The sequence below is a fragment of the Catenibacterium sp. AM22-6LB genome (assembly GCF_003435615.1).
GTDB lineage: Bacteria > Bacillota_I > Bacilli_A > Erysipelotrichales > Coprobacillaceae > Catenibacterium > Catenibacterium mitsuoka_A.
Map to the genome: position 1 here is coordinate 101,716 of NZ_QTUM01000002.1, position 20,590 is coordinate 122,305.

21 protein-coding genes are annotated in these 20,590 nt (G+C 33.5%); 20 read left to right on the forward strand and 1 reads right to left on the reverse strand.

The features are described from left to right. Window positions 1–91: 91 nt before the first annotated feature. The 17 genes from DW269_RS01350 (at window position 92) to DW269_RS01425 (ending at window position 16,955) form a co-directional block, all read left to right on the forward strand. Window positions 92–1,360: an adenylosuccinate synthase gene (locus DW269_RS01350; RefSeq protein ID WP_117458210.1), complete on the forward strand. Its 1,269-nt coding sequence runs from the start codon at window positions 92–94 to the stop codon at window positions 1,358–1,360. Between the two features lie 24 nt (window positions 1,361–1,384). Next, window positions 1,385–2,929 carry a glutamine-hydrolyzing GMP synthase gene (guaA, locus tag DW269_RS01355; RefSeq protein WP_117458211.1) on the forward strand — a complete coding sequence of 515 codons (1,545 nt, stop codon included), beginning with the start codon at window positions 1,385–1,387 and terminating at the stop codon, window positions 2,927–2,929. Window positions 2,930–3,431: 502 nt separating this feature from the next. After that, window positions 3,432–5,939 carry a hypothetical protein gene (locus DW269_RS01360; protein WP_117458212.1) on the forward strand — a complete coding sequence of 836 codons (2,508 nt, stop codon included), beginning with the start codon at window positions 3,432–3,434 and terminating at the stop codon, window positions 5,937–5,939. Window positions 5,940–6,284: 345 nt separating this feature from the next. After that, on the forward strand, window positions 6,285–6,638 hold the full coding sequence (locus tag DW269_RS01365) for a dihydropteridine reductase (protein WP_117458213.1): 354 nt from the start codon (window positions 6,285–6,287) through the stop codon (window positions 6,636–6,638). A 17-nt stretch (window positions 6,639–6,655) separates the two neighbouring features. Beyond that, window positions 6,656–7,003: a hypothetical protein gene (locus DW269_RS01370; RefSeq protein ID WP_233503266.1), complete on the forward strand. Its 348-nt coding sequence runs from the start codon at window positions 6,656–6,658 to the stop codon at window positions 7,001–7,003. 147 nt (window positions 7,004–7,150) lie between these two features. Continuing rightward, window positions 7,151–7,528 carry a hypothetical protein gene (locus tag DW269_RS01375; RefSeq protein WP_117458215.1) on the forward strand — a complete coding sequence of 126 codons (378 nt, stop codon included), beginning with the start codon at window positions 7,151–7,153 and terminating at the stop codon, window positions 7,526–7,528. Continuing rightward, complete coding sequence (locus DW269_RS01380) at window positions 7,525–8,109, forward strand: TetR/AcrR family transcriptional regulator (RefSeq protein WP_117458216.1); 585 nt, start codon at window positions 7,525–7,527, stop codon at window positions 8,107–8,109. Before DW269_RS01375 ends, DW269_RS01380 begins: the two co-directional genes overlap by 4 nt. A 14-nt stretch (window positions 8,110–8,123) precedes the next feature. After that, a complete protein-coding gene (locus DW269_RS01385) occupies window positions 8,124–9,161 on the forward strand; it encodes a zinc-binding dehydrogenase (RefSeq protein WP_117458217.1) in 1,038 nt (345 codons plus the stop codon). A 585-nt stretch (window positions 9,162–9,746) separates the two neighbouring features. Continuing rightward, the gene (locus DW269_RS12875) at window positions 9,747–9,893 is read left to right on the forward strand and encodes a hypothetical protein (RefSeq protein WP_233502406.1); all 147 of its coding nucleotides are present in this window, start codon (window positions 9,747–9,749) and stop codon (window positions 9,891–9,893) included. An 88-nt stretch (window positions 9,894–9,981) separates the two neighbouring features. Next, window positions 9,982–10,344, forward strand: a complete 363-nt coding sequence (locus DW269_RS01390; RefSeq protein WP_117458218.1) for a type II toxin-antitoxin system HicB family antitoxin — start codon at window positions 9,982–9,984, stop codon at window positions 10,342–10,344. 308 nt (window positions 10,345–10,652) lie between these two features. Then, on the forward strand, window positions 10,653–11,051 hold the full coding sequence (locus tag DW269_RS12880; protein WP_255413813.1) for a GH116 family glycosyl hydrolase: 399 nt from the start codon (window positions 10,653–10,655) through the stop codon (window positions 11,049–11,051). Window positions 11,052–11,138: 87 nt separating this feature from the next. Then, window positions 11,139–11,771 (forward strand): hypothetical protein, encoded by a 633-nt coding sequence (locus DW269_RS01400; RefSeq protein WP_117458219.1) that lies wholly within the window; start codon window positions 11,139–11,141, stop codon window positions 11,769–11,771. Next, entirely contained in the window at window positions 11,764–12,951 is a 1,188-nt protein-coding gene (locus DW269_RS01405; protein WP_117458220.1) for an ABC transporter permease, read from the forward strand. Before DW269_RS01400 ends, DW269_RS01405 begins: the two co-directional genes overlap by 8 nt. Window positions 12,952–12,960: 9 nt before the next feature. Next, window positions 12,961–13,593 carry an ABC transporter ATP-binding protein gene (locus DW269_RS01410; protein ID WP_117458221.1) on the forward strand — a complete coding sequence of 211 codons (633 nt, stop codon included), beginning with the start codon at window positions 12,961–12,963 and terminating at the stop codon, window positions 13,591–13,593. A 13-nt stretch (window positions 13,594–13,606) separates the two neighbouring features. Beyond that, a complete protein-coding gene (locus DW269_RS01415) occupies window positions 13,607–14,980 on the forward strand; it encodes an ABC transporter permease (RefSeq protein ID WP_117458222.1) in 1,374 nt (457 codons plus the stop codon). Window positions 14,981–15,021: 41 nt separating this feature from the next. Further along, complete coding sequence (locus DW269_RS01420) at window positions 15,022–15,672, forward strand: response regulator transcription factor (protein ID WP_117458223.1); 651 nt, start codon at window positions 15,022–15,024, stop codon at window positions 15,670–15,672. Further along, on the forward strand, window positions 15,672–16,955 hold the full coding sequence (locus DW269_RS01425) for a HAMP domain-containing sensor histidine kinase (RefSeq protein ID WP_117458224.1): 1,284 nt from the start codon (window positions 15,672–15,674) through the stop codon (window positions 16,953–16,955). Before DW269_RS01420 ends, DW269_RS01425 begins: the two co-directional genes overlap by 1 nt. 106 nt (window positions 16,956–17,061) lie before the next feature. Here the strand turns inward: DW269_RS01425 and DW269_RS01430 are convergent, their stop codons facing one another. Next, entirely contained in the window at window positions 17,062–17,325 is a 264-nt protein-coding gene (locus DW269_RS01430) for a YibE/F family protein (protein ID WP_117458225.1), read from the reverse strand. A 174-nt stretch (window positions 17,326–17,499) separates the two neighbouring features. Between DW269_RS01430 and DW269_RS01435 the strand changes: the two genes are divergently transcribed. From DW269_RS01435 to DW269_RS01445, 3 genes are read left to right on the forward strand one after another with little or no spacing between them, the layout of a single operon-like run. Continuing rightward, a complete protein-coding gene (locus DW269_RS01435; RefSeq protein WP_117458226.1) occupies window positions 17,500–17,943 on the forward strand; it encodes a MarR family winged helix-turn-helix transcriptional regulator in 444 nt (147 codons plus the stop codon). Then, a complete protein-coding gene (locus tag DW269_RS01440; RefSeq protein WP_117458227.1) occupies window positions 17,944–19,269 on the forward strand; it encodes an MATE family efflux transporter in 1,326 nt (441 codons plus the stop codon). Between the two features lie 57 nt (window positions 19,270–19,326). Continuing rightward, window positions 19,327–20,553 carry an SWIM zinc finger domain-containing protein gene (locus DW269_RS01445; protein ID WP_158546278.1) on the forward strand — a complete coding sequence of 409 codons (1,227 nt, stop codon included), beginning with the start codon at window positions 19,327–19,329 and terminating at the stop codon, window positions 20,551–20,553. The last annotated feature ends 37 nt before the right edge of the window (window positions 20,554–20,590 follow it).

Consider the following 20,590-nt stretch of genomic DNA (forward strand, 5'->3'; position numbering starts at 1 on the left):
TCATTGATTTAACGATAGTTTTATGTTTTACATAATGTTCTTTATCCTCTATAATATAGTTGTATTTTAATGAAAGAAAGGATGAACATAAATGGCAGGAGTCGTTGTTGTTGGAAGCCAGTGGGGCGACGAAGGAAAAGGAAAGGTTACAGATTATCTTGCACAGCAGGCAGATCTAGTAGTGAGATATTCTGGAGGTAATAATGCAGGTCATACTATTAAGTTTAATGGCCAGAAATTTGCCTTAAGACTTATTCCTAGCGGAATCTTTACAACTGGTGAAGTTGTATTAGGTAACGGAATGGTTATCAATCCTAAAGCTTTACTTGAAGAAATGAAGTATTTAAATGATGCAGGTATCAAGACTGATAAGATGCACATCTCAGATCGTGCACATGTCACTTTACCTTATCATATTGAAATTGACGAATTAGAAGAAGAAATGCGTGGTGCTGCAAGTATCGGTACAACTAAGAAGGGTATTGGACCTACTTATGTAGACAAATATGACCGTATCGGTATTCGTGTTGGTGAATTCATTAATGAACCATTATTCAAGAAGAGACTTGAAGAAACATTAGCATTCAAGAAGAAACAGTATCCTGGATTACAGTGTACTGCAGAAGAAATCTTTGAAGAATATAAGGAATATGCTAAAGTAATCAAACCTATGGTTTGTGATACTGGTATCTTATTAGATGAAGCATTCCAGGCAAAGAAGAAAATCTTATTTGAAGGTGCTCAGGGTACTATGCTTGATATTGATTATGGTACTTATCCATATGTAACAAGTTCTAACCCAGGTGCTAATGGTGTACCATCTGGTGCAAGCATTGGTCCTCTTTATTTAACTGATGTAGTAGGTGTTATTAAGGCTTATACTACTCGTGTTGGTTCTGGTGCTTTCCCTACTGAAATTGAAGGTGAATTAGGTGATTATATCAGAAATGCAGGTCATGAATTTGGTACAGTAACTAAGAGACCTAGAAGAATTGGATGGTTCGATGCAGTTGTCGTTAACCAGTCAAGAAGAATGGCTTCATTAACTGGATGTTCATTAATGTTGTTAGATGTATTAAGTGGTTTAGATACTATTAAGATTTGTACTGCTTACATGTTAGATGGTAAAGAAATCCATGGTTTACCTTCTACTATTGAAGAATTAGAAAGAGTAGAACCAGTTTATGTAGAATTACCAGGCTGGAAGGAAGATATCACAAATGTCACTTCATTTGAAGAACTTCCTGTCAATGCTCAGAACTATATCAAGAAGATTGAAGAACTTATTCACTGCCCAGTGATAATGTTCTCAGTTGGACCTGATCGTACTCAGACAATTGTGCTTAAGGAAGTATTTTAATAAATAAATAGTAAAGGAGAACTTATGAAGAGAGAATTAGTACTGGTTATTGATTTTGGTGGCCAATACAATCAGCTCGTAGCGCGTAGAGTTCGTGAAAGCAACGTATATTGTGAAATCTATTCATATAAAGTTGCAATGCAGAAAATTAAAGAACTCAACCCTAAGGGAATCATCTTAACAGGTGGTCCTAATAGCTGCTATGAAGAAGGAGCTGCAACATGCGAAAAAGAACTTTTCGAATGTGGTGTTCCTGTACTTGGCTTATGTTATGGTGCTCAGCTAATGCAATATGTATTAGGTGGAAATGTAGAAGCTGCACCTACTAGAGAATATGGAAAGACAGAAATCGTTGTTGATACAACTTCACCATTATTCTCAAATGTATCTGAAAAGACAGTATGCTGGATGAGTCATAATGACTATATTTCAGCTCTAGCTCCTGGCTTCAAATCTGTAGCACATTCTGATGAATGTCCAGTTGCAGCATGTGAAAACAGAGAAAAGAACCTTTATGGTATTCAGTTCCATCCAGAAGTATTACATACAGCAGAAGGTAAGAAGATGTTAAGAAACTTCGTAATCGATGTATGTGGATGTTCTGGTGACTGGAAGATGGATTCTTTCGTAGAAGAATCTATTAAAGCAATCAGAGAAAAAGTTGGCGATGGTAAAGTATTATGTGCTTTATCTGGAGGTGTTGACTCTTCTGTTGCAGCAGTCTTATTATCTAAGGCTATCGGAAATCAGTTAACTTGTGTATTTGTAGATCATGGTTTACTTCGTAAAAACGAAGGTGATGAAGTTGAAGCTGTATTTGGTAAAGATGGCTGCTATGACTTAAACTTTATCAGAGTGAATGCACAGGAAAGATATTATTCTAAGCTTAAGGGTGTAACTGAACCTGAAAGCAAGAGAAAAATCATCGGTGAAGAATTCATCAGAGTCTTTGAAGAAGAAGCAAAGAAGATTGGTGCCGTTGATTTCTTAGTACAGGGTACTATTTATCCAGACGTTGTAGAAAGCGGTCTTGGAGGAGAATCTGCAGTCATCAAGTCTCACCATAATGTTGGTGGATTACCTGATTGTGTAGATTTCAAAGAAATTATTGAACCATTAAGAGACTTATTCAAGGATGAAGTAAGAAAAGTAGGTCTTGAACTTGGTATTCCAGAATATTTAGTATTCAGACAGCCATTCCCAGGACCAGGTCTTGGTATTAGAATCATTGGTGAAGTTACTGCAGAAAAGGTACGTATGGTACAGGATGCAGATGCGATTTATAGAGAAGAAATTGCGAATGCTGGATTAGATCGTTCTATCGGTCAGTATTTTGCAGCATTAACTAATATGCAGTCAGTAGGTGTTATGGGTGATGAAAGAACTTATGACTATGCTGTTGCATTAAGAGCCGTTAATACTATTGATTTCATGACTGCAGAAGCAGCTGAAATCCCTTATGAAGTCTTAAATAAGACTATGAATAGAATTATCAATGAAGTACGTGGTGTGAATAGAGTAATGTATGATATTACATCTAAGCCACCTGGAACTATTGAGTTTGAATAAACCATTAGAAGAAGCGATACTATCGCTTCTTTTTTATTTGTATGAAAGAAAAAGATGTTCTTGTACTTACGTTTTTCGATACTGGAAGACATTCAGATTTGTTTGATATGTAATATAAGTGTGTAGGGTCAATAATAATCCTGGAACTTTCTGATAATGCTAAAAAAAGTGAATGAATTTGTTGCTAAATAATACTAGCATAAAAAGAGTAAAATGAATAAAAGAGATACACTAATGAAGATGATTGAGTATTACTGGAATAATATAACAAATATCAGTGATTTTAGATGAAATAAACGCTCTTTTTCATAAAAATACACAAAATAAATATTGATTTAAAAATATTAACATGTATTAACGATATAATTATAAGTAACTATTTGTACAAATTGGCCATTTTGTATAATTTGTATTTTTTGCAAACGCTTTACAACTTGAAGGAATGGTGATAAAATTCAAGATTGAACGGAATGGCAAACAATATATATTGAGGAGGGAATTTATGAAACATAGCCTATTTAAGAAATTTGGGGCTTCTTTTGTTGCACTTACACTCGCATTTTCTTGTACTTCTGCAGTAAGTGCTGCTGGAGATACTTCTGAATTTCAACCAAAGGTAACTTACAGCAACGGTAATTATACTTTTGCCAAGTTATCTCACCCAGACAAAGCAGTATCTACACCTGATGGTATTGTTGATTATCTAGGTGGTGGAAATGTTGGTGTCACTGGAGAAGATGGTGCAACAGGTCAAGGTGATCAGGGACAGAGTTATGCTTGGTCTGCAGCATCTTATGGTGATTGGATGTATGTTGGTACTTGTTATGCAGCAATGGGGAATACATTAACATTAATGGATACTACTCTTGGTGATAAGTTCGATAAGGAAGTTATGACTGCTGCACTTAAAGCAATGTTCAATGGAACATTTTTCTATGGACATGAAAAAGAAGATGGCACTGCAGATGAAGATTCTGATGGTATTCTTATAAAAGTAAACGTTAAGACTGGTGAAACTAAATTATTAATGTCTAAGTCTTTAAATGGTAAAGGACCACTTTTCAGAAACGCTATGCGTTATAAGGATAAACTTTATTTCTGCGGTTCTGTACGTAATAAAGGAGCAAAAGCTGGTTTACCTAGCATTTACTGCATCGATCCTAAGACAGATGATATCAAGTGTGTCTACACTGGTATCACTCCACAGGAACTAGGTGCTGCATACAAAGAAGGTATCAGTACTGGTATCCGTGGTATGACAGAATTCAATGGTGAATTCATTGCAAGCTGTGTTGGTGTTGATGGACCTTATATCTTAAAGTCTAAAGACCCATCAGCAGGTCAGTCTTCATTTAAGAAGATTGCAACTAAGAAGGATTTATTTAACTATCCTGCATATCATTATTCAGATAGTATCTATGGTGGTTCTATCTGGGAAATGGTAGAATTCAATAACAAGCTTTATGTTGCTTTATGTACTGGTACACAGGAAAACAAGCCTGATGAACATACAATGCAGTCATTTGCGATTGTGTGTGGTGAAGAAAAAGCGGATGGTTCTTGGACATGGAGACCAGTTGTAGGTGATAAAGCAGATGGTGCTAAATATACATTTGGTATCGATCCTGAACGTACACGTGCTGGTGCATGTAATATGTTAGTATACAATGATCATCTTTATATTGGTGAATATGAAGATATCGAAATCGCATTAGAAGATTTAGTATTCAAAAAGAATGTAGAATTCTTAGCAAAGAACTTAGAACAGTCTGTAAGTCTTTATCGTATGGATAAGGATGAAAACATGGAATTAGTTGTAGGTGATGCAACTAAGATGTTCCCTAATGGTGGTATTTCAGGACTTGGCTCTGGATTTGGACATCATGAAAACCAGTATATCTGGCAGTCTACTGTATTTGATGGCAAAATGTACTTTGGTACATTTGATAGCAGCAGTTTGTTGCAGCCTATTGGACAGTTTACAAATGGTGATTTATTAAAGATGTCTAAAGAAGAATGGAAGTCACAGATGAATTACCTTAAGGTCTTCATTGAATTAGTATTAAGTAAGAACTCTAAATATCCAACTCAGCCGATTGCTGAAACAGATTCTGATGAAGAAGATGACAGTAACTTAACTGCATCTGAAAAGGTACAGAAAGCAATTGAAACTGCAAATGAAAGATATAGCACATCAGCATATTCTTTAGATAATGGTGATGCAGAAGCTGTTACACTTTCTGATGATCAGGTAAAGGCTTTAGTGAATGGTCTTGAAGATGGTTCTATTAAAGCAAATAGCTTAAGCGATGAAGCGTCAAATGATGTTATTACTATGGTTTCAGGATTAGATCCATTATCATCTTCTTTAGATGAAAAGGGCTCTCAGGAATTCGCAGATGAATACGCTGAAGTATATGAATACTACACTCAGATTTCTTCTCAGCTTCCTGAAAAGTTAAAGAAATTATTTGAAGATTTCATGACAATCACTAAAAAAGATAACTTAATCGCATTTGGTAAGGTATTAAAATACTTATCTAAAGCTCAGCGTGGATTTGATATGTATACATCAGCTGATGGTGAATCATTCACAGCAATTACTACAAATGGTTTTGGTGATCCATACAACCATGGTTTACGTGCTTTCGCAACAGGTGATGATTGGATGGCTATTGGTACAGCTAACCCATTCTATGGAACACAGTTATGGAAGATGACATCTCCAACTAAGACAGTTGAACCAACAAAACCAACTGAACCAGAAAAACCAAACCCATCAGAACCAGAAAAACCATCTGAAACAGATAAACCAAACATCACAGTGAAACCATCTGAATCAGATAAAAAAGACACTACAACAGTAACAACTAAGACTGATGATAAGAAGGGTACCGCTAAGACTGGTGATTCAACTGATGTAGCTACATCATTAATTGCTACTATTGGCTCACTTGCATTATTAGTTGGTTGTGCATATGTGCTTCGTAAGAAGAAAGTCAGAGCATAGTAATTAGCTATAAAAAATATTCTAAATATAAAACAGCTTGTTGGATTCCAATAGGCTGTTTTTGTTTGTGGTCATCAACCAGATTGGTGATAATATTGAAAGATGCTATACTAGACATGTAGAATAATTCGGTGAGGGAAAATTGTGCGAGTGGAATTAATTTACCTATAAGTGAATTGCGGTATAGCACTCCTGTGTTTGTGGGAATGCTGAAATCTAAAAATGTAAAAGATTGAATTTCTCAATTTGATACAGTAGAAAACAACACAAAATGGAATTTGTGTTGTTCAGTCTTAGTTTTTATCTTTGTATAATAAATCCATCAAATTACAGGAGGTTTGTTATATGAATACAGACAAAATTTATGCTGAACAGCTTGCAAATGAGTATGCACCAAAAGATACATCAAAGGTAGTTGCACTTCGCAAATTAGACGCAAGAGCAAAGTTGCCGGTAACTGTTTTCACCTATACTTTCGGGATTATTACATCCTTGATTGCCGGTGTTGGAATGTGCCTGTCTATGAAGGTAATCGGCGATGGTACAACCTTTATGTTTGTTTTGGGTGTTGTTGTTGGTATTATAGGATTGTTTGGAATGGGAATTAACTATCCTATTTACAAGAAAATGCTAGCAAACGGTAAGCGAAAGTATGCGTTTGAAATTATGCAGCTTGCTAAAGAAATCAGTGAGAATTAAATATGACGTGGGCAAGGATGATAATGAAGCGAATATTGCATCCGAAGAAATGGGTATTGAATGCTATTTCTTTGGTTTCCTATACCACACTTATTCTCATCTTTGTATATGGAAAAACAGAGAGTGTGTTGGCATATCCGATTTATTGTATGTCGGCATACTCTCTTGTTGCTTTTAGCGTTGCTGTACCCGATGTGATAAGAAAAACAGCACAACATTTACAAAAAAGCAGATTGATGAGATGGGTATTATCCTCAAAAATAGCAGATAGATATATATCCGATGTGGCTTTTCAGGGAAAAATCAGTATTTATCAGGGAATGACAGTCAATTTTTTGTATATGATATTTCGTGCTGTTACCTGAATGTATTATGCTTCAGTTTGGTCTATTTCAATCGCAGTTTACTATTTGATACTCGGAGTGATCCGAGCATATTTGGTTATCTGTTATAAATATCGGGATAATAAAGATGAAAGCATCTGTTATCGGAATACAGCGTGGAGTCTGTTTTTGTTAAATATTCCAATGGGTGGTATGATTATATTGATGATAAAGACAAATTCGGGATTTTCTTACCCGGGATATGTGATTTATCTTTCGGCATTATATACTTTTTACATTTTGATAATTGCAGTTAGAAATATTGTGAAATTTCGCAAAGTAGGAAGTCTGATTCCCTCTGCAGCTAAAGTGTTGAATTTTATTGCTGCGATGATGTCGATTCTTGGCTTGCAGACTGCAATGATTTCACAGTTTTCCGCCAATGGCGAGGATTATCGTAAAATGATGAATACAATTACAGGGGGATTTGTGTACGGAATTGTCCTTGTGATAGCTATATATATGCTATTGCGTAGCAGAAACATAAGGAAGGGGGAAATGCAATGAATAAAAATGAAAGTAAGTACTTTAATACCGCTGTAAAAATGGACAAGGCATTTTTGTCACTTCTTGAAAAGAAAGATTTTTCGTATATAACAGTGAAAGAAATCTGCGAAAAAGCAAAAGTGAATCGTTCTACGTTTTATCTTCATTACGAAACACTGGAGGATTTGTTGTCCGAAAGTGTAGAATATATGAACGAACAGTTTTTAGCTTATATGAAACAGGATACAAATGTTTTTATGACACGCATTCTGGAATGTCCTTTAGACGAATTGTACTTAGTAACTCCACAATATCTGACGCCCTATTTGAAATATATTAAAGAAAACAAGCGTCTTTTTTTAACGGCAGTAAAAAATACGAAAGCACTGCGATTAGAAGAAAGTTATGATAAGATGTTCCAATTCGTATTTGTACCAATTTTGGAACGATATCAGGTTTCAGACGAAATCAGAAAGTATATGATGGCATTTTATGTTCAGGGACTTATGGCAATCATTGCGCAGTGGCTAAAAAATGATTGTGAAGATACGATAGAACAGATGATAGATGTCATGCAAAAATGCACAGCGCAGCATAAATGAAGATAGGAGATATGATGAAAGCAGGAATTTATTTAGGAAAAGAAAAGATTGAAATAAGAGAGCTTCCGTTGCCGGAAGTAGGGGATGATGACGTACTCATACAAAATATATATTCCAGCATTTGCGGGACGGATGTGGCAGTATTTATGCATGGTCCAAACACAGGTCATAAAGTAAATGTTGGCGGTGAATTTGGTCACGAAACCATTTCAAGAGTTGTTAAAGTAGGAAAAAATGTAAAAGATTTTATAGTTGGAGAACGTGTATATCCATATCCACGATATGCGAAAAATGATACAAAACGAGCTGGAACGATTGGGGGATTTTCAGAATATATTCTGGTACCGAACGCAAAGAAAAATCGTTCGTTATATGCTGTTGATGAGCGTATTTCGGACAAACTTGCAAGTTTAATTGAACCATTTACGGTTGGATGTCGCGCGGCACGACGAGGGATGATTCCTTGTGGTAAAAACGCATATGTAGATGGACAGAATGCGGTTGTTTTTGGCTGTGGAACAATTGGAATTGCGGCAGCAGTTGCTTTTCGTTATTTTGGAATGAATAAAGTGATGGTGTGTGATTACTCTGATTTCCGATTGAAGTTAGCAAAAGAACTTGGCTTTGCTGTCTGTAATCCTTCAATAGAAAATTATACTGATAAAGCAAAAGATTATTTTGGTATAGCACCATCATTGAGTGGAGAAACAGCAGATATTGATTGTTGGCTGGATGCTGCTGGTGCAAAGAGTATTCTTGATGATTTTATAAAATTAGGAAAACTTGAAAGCCGTTTTGTTTCTGTCGCGGTAAATAATACGCTTCGTTCTGTTGATTTGCTGCATATGACATATGCACAACAGAGTATTATAGGGTCAGGAGGCTATATGTCGAAAGATGTGATTGATGTTCAGAAGATGATGTCCTGTGGGAAATGGGATTTGGAGCGCATCATTACACACGAATTTCCGTTAGAACAGTTGGAAACAGCCATCAGGACTGCAGGTGATGTCAATCAATCAGGAAATGTGGTTGTAAAAATGAAGAAATAGTATTGATTTTTAAACAAAACTGCATATAAACAATTGCAGAACATATTGCTATTATCCACAGTTACAGAGCAGGTGTTATCAACAGCGATAACAAAATGATAACATTAGCTTGTATAGGCTGTATAATATGGGTATATCAAATGATCAAAATAACAAGAAACACGACACAACATAAAACTTACACAAAACAAGTTAAGTATTGTCGAATTTGAATAATGCATTAAACGCTGCAACTCAGCATGAATAAAGCAGAGTAACAATCAGATAGTATTATAAGTATAGATTAAAAAACAGGTGGATGTTATGCGTCTTATAACGGCATATCTTCTCACCTGTTTTCTATTTTATATATGTAAATGATAGCCTATATATGGTAGTTCACTACAACGCTAGCTGTTATGAAACTTATATCGTTCATTACAAAGCCACCTCTAGTCTAGGTGTTTTTTTTCTTGAAATGATTTTTTGTTAAGCAGGATATAAGAAATATTCTGTTTTTTTAGTATAAATGTATATATAGTGGATTAATATATAATAGACACCTTATATGACACCATATTATAATAAAAACAGGAGAAATGAATTATGTCGAAATGGGATAAGCTAATTCTGAAGATTAGTACATTATCAAAAGAGTTACGTTTTTCTGAATTGAGAAAAGTATTGGAGAGTTATGGATATGTAATGAATAATCCTGAAGGAGGTAGTAGTCATTATACTTTCAGAAAATAGGATGTATGCCTATCACAATACCTAAACATCAACCAATAAAAAGAGTATATGTTGAAATGGTAAGATTAATTATAGAAATGGAGAAATAATGAAAACATTCAATGATTATATGGCTTTACCTTATCGTTTAGAAATAGTAGAAGATCAAAAAGAAGGTGGATTTGTAGTCTCTTATCCTGATCTTCCAGGTTGTATCACTTGTGGGGATACAATAGAAGATGCCATGAATAACGCAAAGGATGCAAAGAAAGCATGGATAGAAGCAGCATTAGAAGAAGGTATTGAGATTAATGAACCAGATAGCATTGAAGATTATTCTGGACAATTCAAATTGAGAATTCCTAAGACTTTACATAGAACACTTGCTTTGCATGCTAGAAAAGAAGGAATCAATATGAACCAATATTGCGTCTATCTCTTATCTAGAAATGATGCATTACTTTCAAAATAGAACATCATCATTTGAACACATACACTTGTATGTGTTTTTGTATATAGAAATTAAATTTCAATATTCAAGGTATTAACTGAACATATATTTCGATTGATAATTTACATTGTTTTTATTTGTCTAAAATGCAAAAAATCTTTTTGTCACCAGCCGGTGCAATTAAGCATGATGGAATCGTACCATCTATGTCTTATAAGCGGTTCATTGGTATGTGGGCTTGGGACTCTTAAAAACAGGTTGTAGCTACTACTCAGTTTAATCCAGAATTAGCTAAAAATAATATTGGAGCATTATTTGATTACAAGATCATTAAAGAAGATGCTGTTCGTCCACAGGATGAAGGTGCTATCATTGACTGTATTTTCTATAACCAGAACGAAGACCGCGGCGGTGATGGAGGAAACTGGAACGAACGAAACTCTAAACCTGCACTTGCTGCATGGGCAGTTCAGAGTGTTTATGAAGCAACTGGTGATAAGGAATTCCTAAAAGAAATGTATCCTAAGTTAGTTGCATATCATAACTGGTTGTATAAGAACCGTGATATCGATAAGAATGGTATTGCTGAATACGGAGGAATGGTTCATGAAACATGCTATGACTGGCAGAACGATGAAAACCCTCTAACTGGTGAAAGCTATTATATCGGTGAAGAAGTAGAAGGTTTTGGTAAGATCGTTGGTGTACTATCTGCTGATGGAAATTAGTTACCTCTTTTTTATTTCAATTTATTTCTCTATTTCATAGATGTTTCATATATGGCGGATATGATGAAGAAAAGGAGATGATAAAAAATGAAATTAATAAGAAAAGTAATGATGTTAGGAGTAGTATGCTTAAGTATTGCACTAGTAGGATGTCAAAATAAGACGGAGGCTCTTACAAGTTCAGTGACTATTAAGGATAAAGCAAGTTTTAAGCCAATGAATGAGACAATAGATTATAAAGAAGATTATGTTTATGAGTATCTAGGTCTTAAATTCAGCTTGTCTCAAAATATAAAAGAGGCTATGAATAATAAAAGTCTTGTTATGCTTGATTCTCAAAGTGCTTTAAATGAAGAACTAAGATATGCCTTTTTATCTTTTAATAAAGTTTCTCGTAAGCAGCAGGATGCTGTTGTTCAAAATATGAACGAATATATGAAGTGGGAAAAGAACCTAGAACGTTCAGGAACTATTGGAATGTATAAAAAAGGAATGTCTAAAAAAGAAATAACAGAACTGACTCAATGTACATATCATAAAAAAATAGGTATTTCTCATGATGGACAGTATTCTTATTACATAAGTTATCAGAATGATACATTTAAAAGAGAACTGGAACAGTGTCATATAGAAATCATTGATCGTTTAGAAGAGAATGATAATGGTTTTGTTTTAAAGGAAAAGAAGGATTTAGAAAATACAGAGGTTTTCAATGATTAAACGTTCTATTTATTATGTCACAAGAAAGAAAAAACGTTCATTAATTATAATGATGATTTTAACGATTATTCTCTCATGTTTATATATTTCTTCCAGTATTACAATATCAGCCGCTCAGTTAGAAAAGACCATGTATGAAGCAGCAAATACATCTTTGTCGGTCACAAAGAAAGATCAATCATTGTTTGACTATAAAGAATATCAGGAAATCAAACAAGCTAAAGGCTATACATTACATTATGAAGGTCTCACTCAACCAAGAAATCTTCATGTCATAGAAGCACAACAGTCAGTAAAAAGAGATGATTTGAGTGATGAACATAAGAACGTGATGTCTTATCTCGCAACGAATCAGACAAAATCTCATGCTTTATTTAAAAGTGGCAATTTTGTATTAAAAAAGGGCAGACATATTCAAGAAACTGATTGTAATAAGGTGATGGTTCATGAACAGTTTGCGAAAAAGAATCATCTTGCATTACATGATTTTATAAATTTAGACAATAATAAGAAATATGAGATTATTGGTATTTTTTCTGGTAAGAAACAAGAAAGATATACAGGTTTAACATCAGATTTTAGTGAAAATATGTTGTTTATGGATTATTCTTCACAACAGACAAACAATGTTCATAAAATAATCATGTACTTTGATCATTTGAAGGATACCCGTTTAATGATGAAGCAATTAGAAAAGAATCATCCAGATGCTCTTGTTGAAATGGATACTAAGACATATGAGGAAACATTAGAGGCAATTACACATATACAATATATTATAAAAGTGATTGTATGTTCTTTAATTGTTGTTGCACTTGTCGTTCTTTCTTTAATTTTAATTTTATGGTTAAGAGAGAGACTTTATGAAATAGGTATTTTATTATCAGTAGGGTTCCACAAATCGGAAATTCTTGGTCAATTTATTTGTGAATTATTATTTGTTTCAATACCAGCGGCGGTTCTTTCTTTTGGATTAGGTCATATATTCCTGAAATATGTGATCAATGTTTTATTAAAGAATGCATATTCTCTATTATTTGAATATGGATTCAGACAAGAAGCAATGACTTTTATAGGAAGTTATGGGATTCTAGCAGGTGTAATCATCATTTCAGTTATAACGACTTGTGGAATGTTTTTAATAAAGAAGCCCCAAGAGATTTTATCAAAAATGAGTTAGGAGATTAATATGACTATATTAGAAATAGATAATGTAAGCTATCGCTATAAGAATACAAGAGAGAATATTTTAGAAGGTGTGAATCAGACATTTGAAAGCGGCCAGTTCTATGCCATTATTGGTGCCTCTGGTGCAGGTAAATCAACATTGTTGTCATTGTTGGCAGGATTAGATGAACCCCAAGAGGGACATATTCTTTTTGAACAAGAAGATATTAAACAAAAAGGTTATAGTTATCATCGAAGACATCATATTTCCCTGGTCTTTCAAAATTATAATTTGATTGATTATTTGACACCATTAGAAAATGTGAGATTGGTTGATAAAAAAGCATCTTCCTCAATCTTGATCGAATTAGGCTTGAATCCAAATCAGATAAAAAGAAATGTTATGAAACTTTCTGGTGGACAGCAGCAAAGAGTTGCTATTGCACGGGCCTTAGCATCTGAAGCACCTGTCATTCTTGCAGATGAACCAACAGGGAATTTAGATGAGAATACAGCAGATGAAATAATCACAATATTGAAGAAGATGGCGAAAGAACGCAATAAGTGTGTGATTGTTGTGACTCATAGCAAACAACTTGCTCAAAGTGCAGATGTTGTTCTAGAACTTAAGGATAAGAAATTACAGATTGTTTAAGGGAGAGAAGTATATGATAAAAAATGCATGGGCTTATGTAACAAGAAAAAAGCTTAAATCACTTATTATGATATCTGTGATTGCAATCATGTCTACATTAGGTGTATTAGGCTTAGCCTTAAAAGATGCGACAGATCTTTCGTCTAAGAAGAGTTTAGGAAATATCACAAATAGTTTCTCAATGGAAATCAATAGACAATATAATCCTGGAACTCCTAGAGGCGGAGGCAATGTAAAAGGACAGGATATTAGTCAGATTGCTCAGTGTAAAGAGATTGATTCTTATGTAAAGAGAATCAATAGTGTAGCGGATTTAGTGGATTATGATATTGTAGAAACACCTGAAACATTGGCTTATCAATCACCTGAAAGAGCAAAAAACTTTAAAAGTACAGTAATGCTTACAGGTGTGAATGATTCTTCAAAAGAAAATAAGTTTGTATCAGGGGCTTATAAATTAGTGGAAGGAGAGCATCTTAAAGCTGATGATAGAAATAAGATTTTGATGCATAAGGATCTTGCTTTAAAGAATCATTTAAAGGTAGGAGACCATCTTAAAATCAAATCAAATTTATATGATGCGGATAATGAAAAGCAGGCAGATGAGATTGTTGAAGTAGAAATTAAGGGCCTCTTTGATGGGCATAATAAGGGTGGCGCAAGTGCTCCGCAGGAACTATATGAAAATACTTTGATTACTGATGTGCATAGTGCAGCACAGGTATATGGTGAAACAGAAAAGACAGCTGTTTATCAAGACGCTACTTTTTTTGTGAAAGGTCAATATGATTTAAAACAGGTCATCAAAGTATTAGAGAAGCTTGATATTGATTGGAGAAATTATGTTCTGATAAATGGTGCTTCTAATTATCCAGCTTTACAGATGTCTATTTCATCCCTATATGGAATGGCTGATAAATTATTTTATGGTGCATTGATTTTTGCTGGAATAGTTGTTGCGCTTCTTCTTATGCTCTGGCTTAATGCAAGAAAGAAAGAAATAGCTATTATGCTTTCGTTAGGTATGACAAAAATGAGAATTTTTGGTCAATTGATGACAGAATTAGTATGGATGATGATACCATCTTATCTTATTGCTTACTTTGTTTCTGGTGCTTTAGCACAGTCATTTGGTCATACAATCTTAAATGGGGTGACAGGAGATATAACTAAACAACTAGCAAGTCAGGGCGTATCAAGTCAATTAGGAGCAGGTGCTGAAGTAGATGGCTTTAATAAGACACTTACGAGTCTGAATGTGCATGTTTCTAGTGATATGATGTTTATTGTTATTGGCTTCATGACAGTTGTACTTATTATGGCGTTGGTGGTTTCTTCATTTAGAATTCTTAAAAATAAGGAAGAATCACTTATTTATACACGTTAACAGATAAATATATGTGTATAATATAAAGAGGGAGGGATAGTATGGATTTACTGATTGTAGAAGATGATCCTATAATTAGAGATGGTATGAGTGAATATTTATCAGAATGGGGCTATCATGTCATAGAGGCTAGGGATGGTCGTGAGGCTTTATCCTTATTTAATAAGGATATCAAGGTTGTTCTTTTGGATATTCAGCTTCCATTTATGAATGGATTAGATGTTTTAAAAGAAATAAGAAAAGAAAGTAATATCCCTGTTTTAATGTTGACGGCATTTAATAATGAAGAATACAAAATAGAAGCCTTTACTCAACTTGCTGATGGCTATATTGAAAAGCCATTTTCTCTGCCTGTCTTAAAAGCGAGAATAGAGGGACTTATAAAAAAGTATTATAGTTCTATAGAAATATTCAAATATAAAGATCTAGAAATCAATTTCACAAGTTATACAGCTAAAATAGATGGAAAAGTCATAGATAGTAAGCCTAAAGAATTAGAAATATTAAAATGTCTTCTTGATCATGAAGGACAGGTTCTGTCAAGGATGCAGATTATAGATCAAGTCTGGAAAGAAACAGAAGAAATTCCTTATGATCGTGTAATTGATGTCTATATAAAGGAACTTAGAAAGAAGTTACATCTAGATTGCATATCAACTATTAGAAATGTAGGCTATAAATTGGAGAGATGATGAAAAAACTAAAGATATTTCCTAAAATGTTTCTCCAGATATTTTCTATTCTCAGCATTATTGTCTTATTGATTCATATCTCTATCTACTTGATATTTCCTAGAACGTATCTGGATACTAGAAAGGCTGATATTAATAAAACAGCCAATGAAATATCTCATAATCTAGAAGGTAAGGAAATCAATGAGATTGAAAGAACAATTGATTTGTATTCTAAAAACAGCGATATAAAAGTATTTGTGAGTCAAAAAAATAAAGACAATGAAGTAAAGGTTACAAATGATCTGAATGTGAATTTGAACAGCCTCAATAATTCATTAATTATTGAGGAAAGACGTATTACTTTAAATGACGGACATCAATTGTATTTGAAATTTATCTCTACTGCTGATATGGTGCAGGATGCTAAAGATTTAAGTCTAGGTTTTCTTCCTTATTCATTATCTATTTCTCTTTTATTATCTGCTATCGTTTCATTAATCTATTCAAAATTAATTAAAAATAATATTGATGAAATTAAGAATGTAACTGATCAAATGATGCAATTAGATAAGAATGTCTGTTTAGTCCATAACAGTGATGACGAAGTAGGAGACTTAAAGAAGCAGATCAATGAACTCTATTTTACATTATTGAAGTCAATAGATGATTTAGAACTTAAAAATAAAGAAATTCTCGAACTTGAAAAACTTAAATATGAATTTTTAAAGGCTGCTTCTCATGAATTAAAAACACCTCTAGCAAGTCTTAAAATCATTCTAGAGAACATGATGTATAATGTAGGAAAATATAAAGAGAGAGATGTATATCTTGGACAATGTGTAGATATAGTGGATGATCTTTCAAAAAATATCTCTCAAATATTATCTATCTATTCAATAGATCATCTAAAGAACGATGAAGAAGATGTTATTATAAAAGATGTTCTTAAAGAAGTCCTGAATAAATATGAGTTGCTCGCATATCAGAAGAATATCGTAATCAATAATAAGGTTGGTTTAGAGCATATATATATTGGTAGAAATGCATTCAGTGTGGTTTTATCTAATTTAATAAGCAATGCGATTAAGTATAACTGTGATTATGGAAGAATAGATATAGGGATAAAAGAGAATTGTTTCTATATAGAAAATACCTGCCAGGAGAATCACATGGAATTAAAAAAAGATACAAGTCATGGACTTGGCTTATATATCGTAGGTAACCTATTAAACAATTATCAGATAGACTATCAGATTATTCAGACAAAGACCACGTATCTCTTTAAGATGAAGATACAATGATTTATAACGTAGAATTAAAAATCACTCAAAGTGAGGATTCTGGAGGCAGCTCAGCTGCCTCTTTTCTTATATAACAAGCTACATAATAATGCACTAATTGGTATTGTTATACAATATCAAGAGTACCAGTAATACCTTGTGACATTTCCATCGCAATAAAATCAGAAATTTTTAATTGAGGATATTGAATCTGATAAGCAAGAAATGCGAGTAAAATTGTTATAGAACTAGTATTGAAAACAAATATGAAAGTATTAAATATTGTACCAATTATATCTTTTCCAATATTATCTCTATTCTTGAACACAAGAGTTTCATCTGCATAATCTACATTTGTATCAAGATATTTCATATCTGTATCCTGATTCATCACAACTGTACTCTGAGTACTTGTCTGATTTGCACTTACCGCAACAACATGACTAAAAAATCATCCCTTCGTAAAACTTGTCTTAAGAAGTTATGAATAGAGATTGACATTTAATCTTATTTTAATATAATTACCATAGGTAATTACAAGTGGTAATTAAAAAAGGAGGAGTATATGAATAGTCAAAAAACAAAGGAAATGTTGGATAGCTGTTATATCGCAAAAAGAATATTAGACTTATTACCAGAACTTCCTGAAAGTGTTCTTCCTTCATATATTCGTTATTTAGAGACAATTATTGATTTGAAGGAAAGAAATGGAAGAGTGAAGGTTTCAGAAATAAGTGAAGCATTGAATCTGCCTAGACCTGGTGTAACACGTACAGTTAGATCTATGGTAGAAAAGGGCTATTTAATTAAGAGGTCTTCTAAAGAAGATGGTCGTGTCACTTATATTGAAGTAAGTGAAAAAGGACAAGCTTTATTTGAAAAGTTCAATAAGGAATATTTCGAAGACTTATCGCAGAATTTGAGTCATATTTCTATTGAAGAAGCAGATTGTATGATTGAAACAATAGAAAAGTTTTATCAAGTGATGTGTGAAAGGAGAAAATCATAAATGAATTCAGATTTTACTCAGGGAAGTATATTTAAGAAATTAGTCGCATTTATGATTCCTGTACTGGGAGCTTTAGTATTACAGGCAGCCTATGGTGCGGTTGACTTACTTGTAGTAGGGCGTTTTGGAACAACAGCAGGCTTATCAGCTGTTTCTACAGGAAGTCAGGTATTAAATCTTGTCACATTTGTGATCACTCAGTTCGCAATGGGTATTACAGTACTCATTGCAAGATATATAGGTGAAAAGAAACAGAAACATATAGGAGCCCTTATTGGTGGATCAACAATTCTATTTGGTATTGTTTCAGTAATTCTATTTATTATTATGGTGCTGTTTGCGACACCTATCTCTACACTGATGCAGGCACCTTTAGAAGCACTCAATCTTACTGCTACTTATGTAAGAATATGTGGTGCAGGTATTTTCTATATTGTGGCTTATAATGTATTATCAGCTATTTTTAGAGGATTGGGCGATAGTAAGTCTCCATTACTCTTTGTGGCAGTAGCATGTCTTATTAATGTGGTAGGAGATTTAGTTTTAGTAGCAGGTTTCCATCTAGATGCAGCAGGAGCAGCTATAGCTACAGTACTTGCACAGGCATGCAGTGTTGTATTCGCTTTAGGATTATTAAAGAAAAGAAAACTTACATTTGAAATTCATAAGCATGATTTTAAAATCAATACTCATTGCATTCGTGCAATGAAGATTGGTTTACCTCTTGCATTGCAGGAATGCCTGACTCAGATCTCATTCCTTGCATTATGTGCCTTTATTAATCGCTTAGGCTTAGAGGCTTCATCAGGTTATGGTGTAGCCTGTAAGATAGTAAACTTTGCGATGCTTGTGCCTAGTTCTCTCATGCAGTCCATGGCTTCATTTGTGGCCCAGAATGTTGGCGCAAATAATGAAAAAAGAGCCAAGCAATCTATGTTTACAGGTATAGTAATTGGATTATTTATTGGTGTTATTGTATTCTGTTTAGTAATGTTTAAGGGAGATATGTTAACAGGTATTTTTACAACAGAACAAGGTGTTATTAATCAGGGCTATGCCTACCTCAAAGGATTTGCATTTGAAACAGTTGTAACAGCAGTACTCTTTAGTATGGTTGGTTACTTCAATGGTCATGATCAGACACTCTGGGTTATGATACAAGGATTAATTCAAACACTTCTTGTACGTCTACCTCTTTCTTATTATATGTCTATTCAGCCAAATGCCAGCCTCACTCAAATTGGGCTTGCAGCACCAATTGCGACTATTACTGGTATTATCCTCAATGTATGTTTCTATATATATTTGAATAAGAAAATGAATTAGATAGCAGAAAATGCTGTCTTTTTTAGTATAATAGAACTATACATGGGAGGTGCTTATATGGAATGGGAATATAATTTTTCTAAACGTGTATTAAATAGAGGTTTTAATTACTATCTAGATGGATATGTAGAGAATATATATATAAACGCTAAAAAGATTAAGGCGGTTGTTTATGGGACACATCGTTATCATGTAGAAATTGCATTAAATGGAGATAACATAAAGGAGATGTCTTGTGATTGTCCTTATGCATTAGATGGACACAATTGTAAGCATATGGCAGCAGTTCTATTTGAATGGGAAAGACGTGTAAGTCATCCAGAAATAGCTAATTCAGAAATCATTGATGATGCATCAGATGATGATATACGTTCTTTTCTTTTGCAGTTATTTAATGAAAATCCTGAGTTAGCAGAACGCTTCAACCAATTTATATCAAAAGAAAACTCTATGGATGCAATGACTAGCGAATTATTTACAATTATAAATCATTACCAATACGCTCATAAATATATTAATATTGATAATACTGTGCCTTTTTGTGAGGACTATGAAAAATGCGTATTTAAGTGGTTTGATCTTTTGGAACAGAAAGAAGAATATATTAATGCGATTCGTTTCTTAACTGAGGCTTATAGTATATTAGACTCTCTTGATATAGATGAAGATGAACAACAACCTTATGCTTTGTCATATTATATTAACGAAGCATTTTCATATCTTCTTCCTTATTTGAATATATCAGAAAGGAAAGAAATTTTTGAATTTTTGCGCCATCAATTTTATTCTATGAAAAATTATTCTTTTAAAATAGATCTTGTAGAGACTCTTCTCAGTCGTTTTATGGGAGATGAATATGTAAAGTTTCAACTTGATTTCGTAGAGGAACAATATGATTATTTTGGTAAGTATCCTACTGTATTTAATAGAGAATTTATGATTAATTCAGTTGTGAATGATTATCTTGAACTCTTAGAAAAGAACAATGCATCAAAAAAGGAGTTAAAAGATGTTTATAAAAAATATTGGAAATATGATTCTGTAAGAATGAGTTGTGTTAAAGAATGCATGTATGATAAAAATTATGACCAAGCTTTGAAATATCTTGATAAGTGTATTAAACTTGACTACAAAGATCAGTCTCTTTATAAGCGTGATGTAGAGATGAAGAAAGATATCTACAAAAAACAAGGAAATAGAGAAGGCTACAGAGAAATGATAAAGATACTTGTCCTTGATTTCCGTGATGCTGGTATGGAAGAATATATAGACAATATGAAATGACGAGGAGGAAACAAAAAAGTAACTCTCCTTAATTGTT

What these genes read in the sequence shown, in the direction of transcription:
- DW269_RS01350 (WP_117458210.1), top strand. Translation starts at nt 92, where the DNA reads ATGGCAGGAGTCGTTGTTGTTGGAAGCCAGTGGGGCGACGAAGGAAAA.
- guaA (WP_117458211.1), top strand. Translation starts at nt 1,385, where the DNA reads ATGAAGAGAGAATTAGTACTGGTTATTGATTTTGGTGGCCAATACAAT.
- DW269_RS01360 (WP_117458212.1), top strand. Translation starts at nt 3,432, where the DNA reads ATGAAACATAGCCTATTTAAGAAATTTGGGGCTTCTTTTGTTGCACTT.
- DW269_RS01365 (WP_117458213.1), top strand. Translation starts at nt 6,285, where the DNA reads ATGAATACAGACAAAATTTATGCTGAACAGCTTGCAAATGAGTATGCA.
- DW269_RS01370 (WP_233503266.1), top strand. Translation starts at nt 6,656, where the DNA reads ATGATAATGAAGCGAATATTGCATCCGAAGAAATGGGTATTGAATGCT.
- DW269_RS01380 (WP_117458216.1), top strand. Translation starts at nt 7,525, where the DNA reads ATGAATAAAAATGAAAGTAAGTACTTTAATACCGCTGTAAAAATGGAC.
- DW269_RS01385 (WP_117458217.1), top strand. Translation starts at nt 8,124, where the DNA reads ATGAAAGCAGGAATTTATTTAGGAAAAGAAAAGATTGAAATAAGAGAG.
- DW269_RS12875 (WP_233502406.1), top strand. Translation starts at nt 9,747, where the DNA reads ATGTCGAAATGGGATAAGCTAATTCTGAAGATTAGTACATTATCAAAA.
- DW269_RS01390 (WP_117458218.1), top strand. Translation starts at nt 9,982, where the DNA reads ATGAAAACATTCAATGATTATATGGCTTTACCTTATCGTTTAGAAATA.
- DW269_RS01400 (WP_117458219.1), top strand. Translation starts at nt 11,139, where the DNA reads ATGAAATTAATAAGAAAAGTAATGATGTTAGGAGTAGTATGCTTAAGT.
- DW269_RS01405 (WP_117458220.1), top strand. Translation starts at nt 11,764, where the DNA reads ATGATTAAACGTTCTATTTATTATGTCACAAGAAAGAAAAAACGTTCA.
- DW269_RS01410 (WP_117458221.1), top strand. Translation starts at nt 12,961, where the DNA reads ATGACTATATTAGAAATAGATAATGTAAGCTATCGCTATAAGAATACA.
- DW269_RS01415 (WP_117458222.1), top strand. Translation starts at nt 13,607, where the DNA reads ATGATAAAAAATGCATGGGCTTATGTAACAAGAAAAAAGCTTAAATCA.
- DW269_RS01420 (WP_117458223.1), top strand. Translation starts at nt 15,022, where the DNA reads ATGGATTTACTGATTGTAGAAGATGATCCTATAATTAGAGATGGTATG.
- DW269_RS01425 (WP_117458224.1), top strand. Translation starts at nt 15,672, where the DNA reads ATGAAAAAACTAAAGATATTTCCTAAAATGTTTCTCCAGATATTTTCT.
- DW269_RS01430 (WP_117458225.1), bottom strand. Translation starts at nt 17,325, where the DNA reads ATGAATCAGGATACAGATATGAAATATCTTGATACAAATGTAGATTAT.
- DW269_RS01435 (WP_117458226.1), top strand. Translation starts at nt 17,500, where the DNA reads ATGAATAGTCAAAAAACAAAGGAAATGTTGGATAGCTGTTATATCGCA.
- DW269_RS01440 (WP_117458227.1), top strand. Translation starts at nt 17,944, where the DNA reads ATGAATTCAGATTTTACTCAGGGAAGTATATTTAAGAAATTAGTCGCA.
- DW269_RS01445 (WP_158546278.1), top strand. Translation starts at nt 19,327, where the DNA reads ATGGAATGGGAATATAATTTTTCTAAACGTGTATTAAATAGAGGTTTT.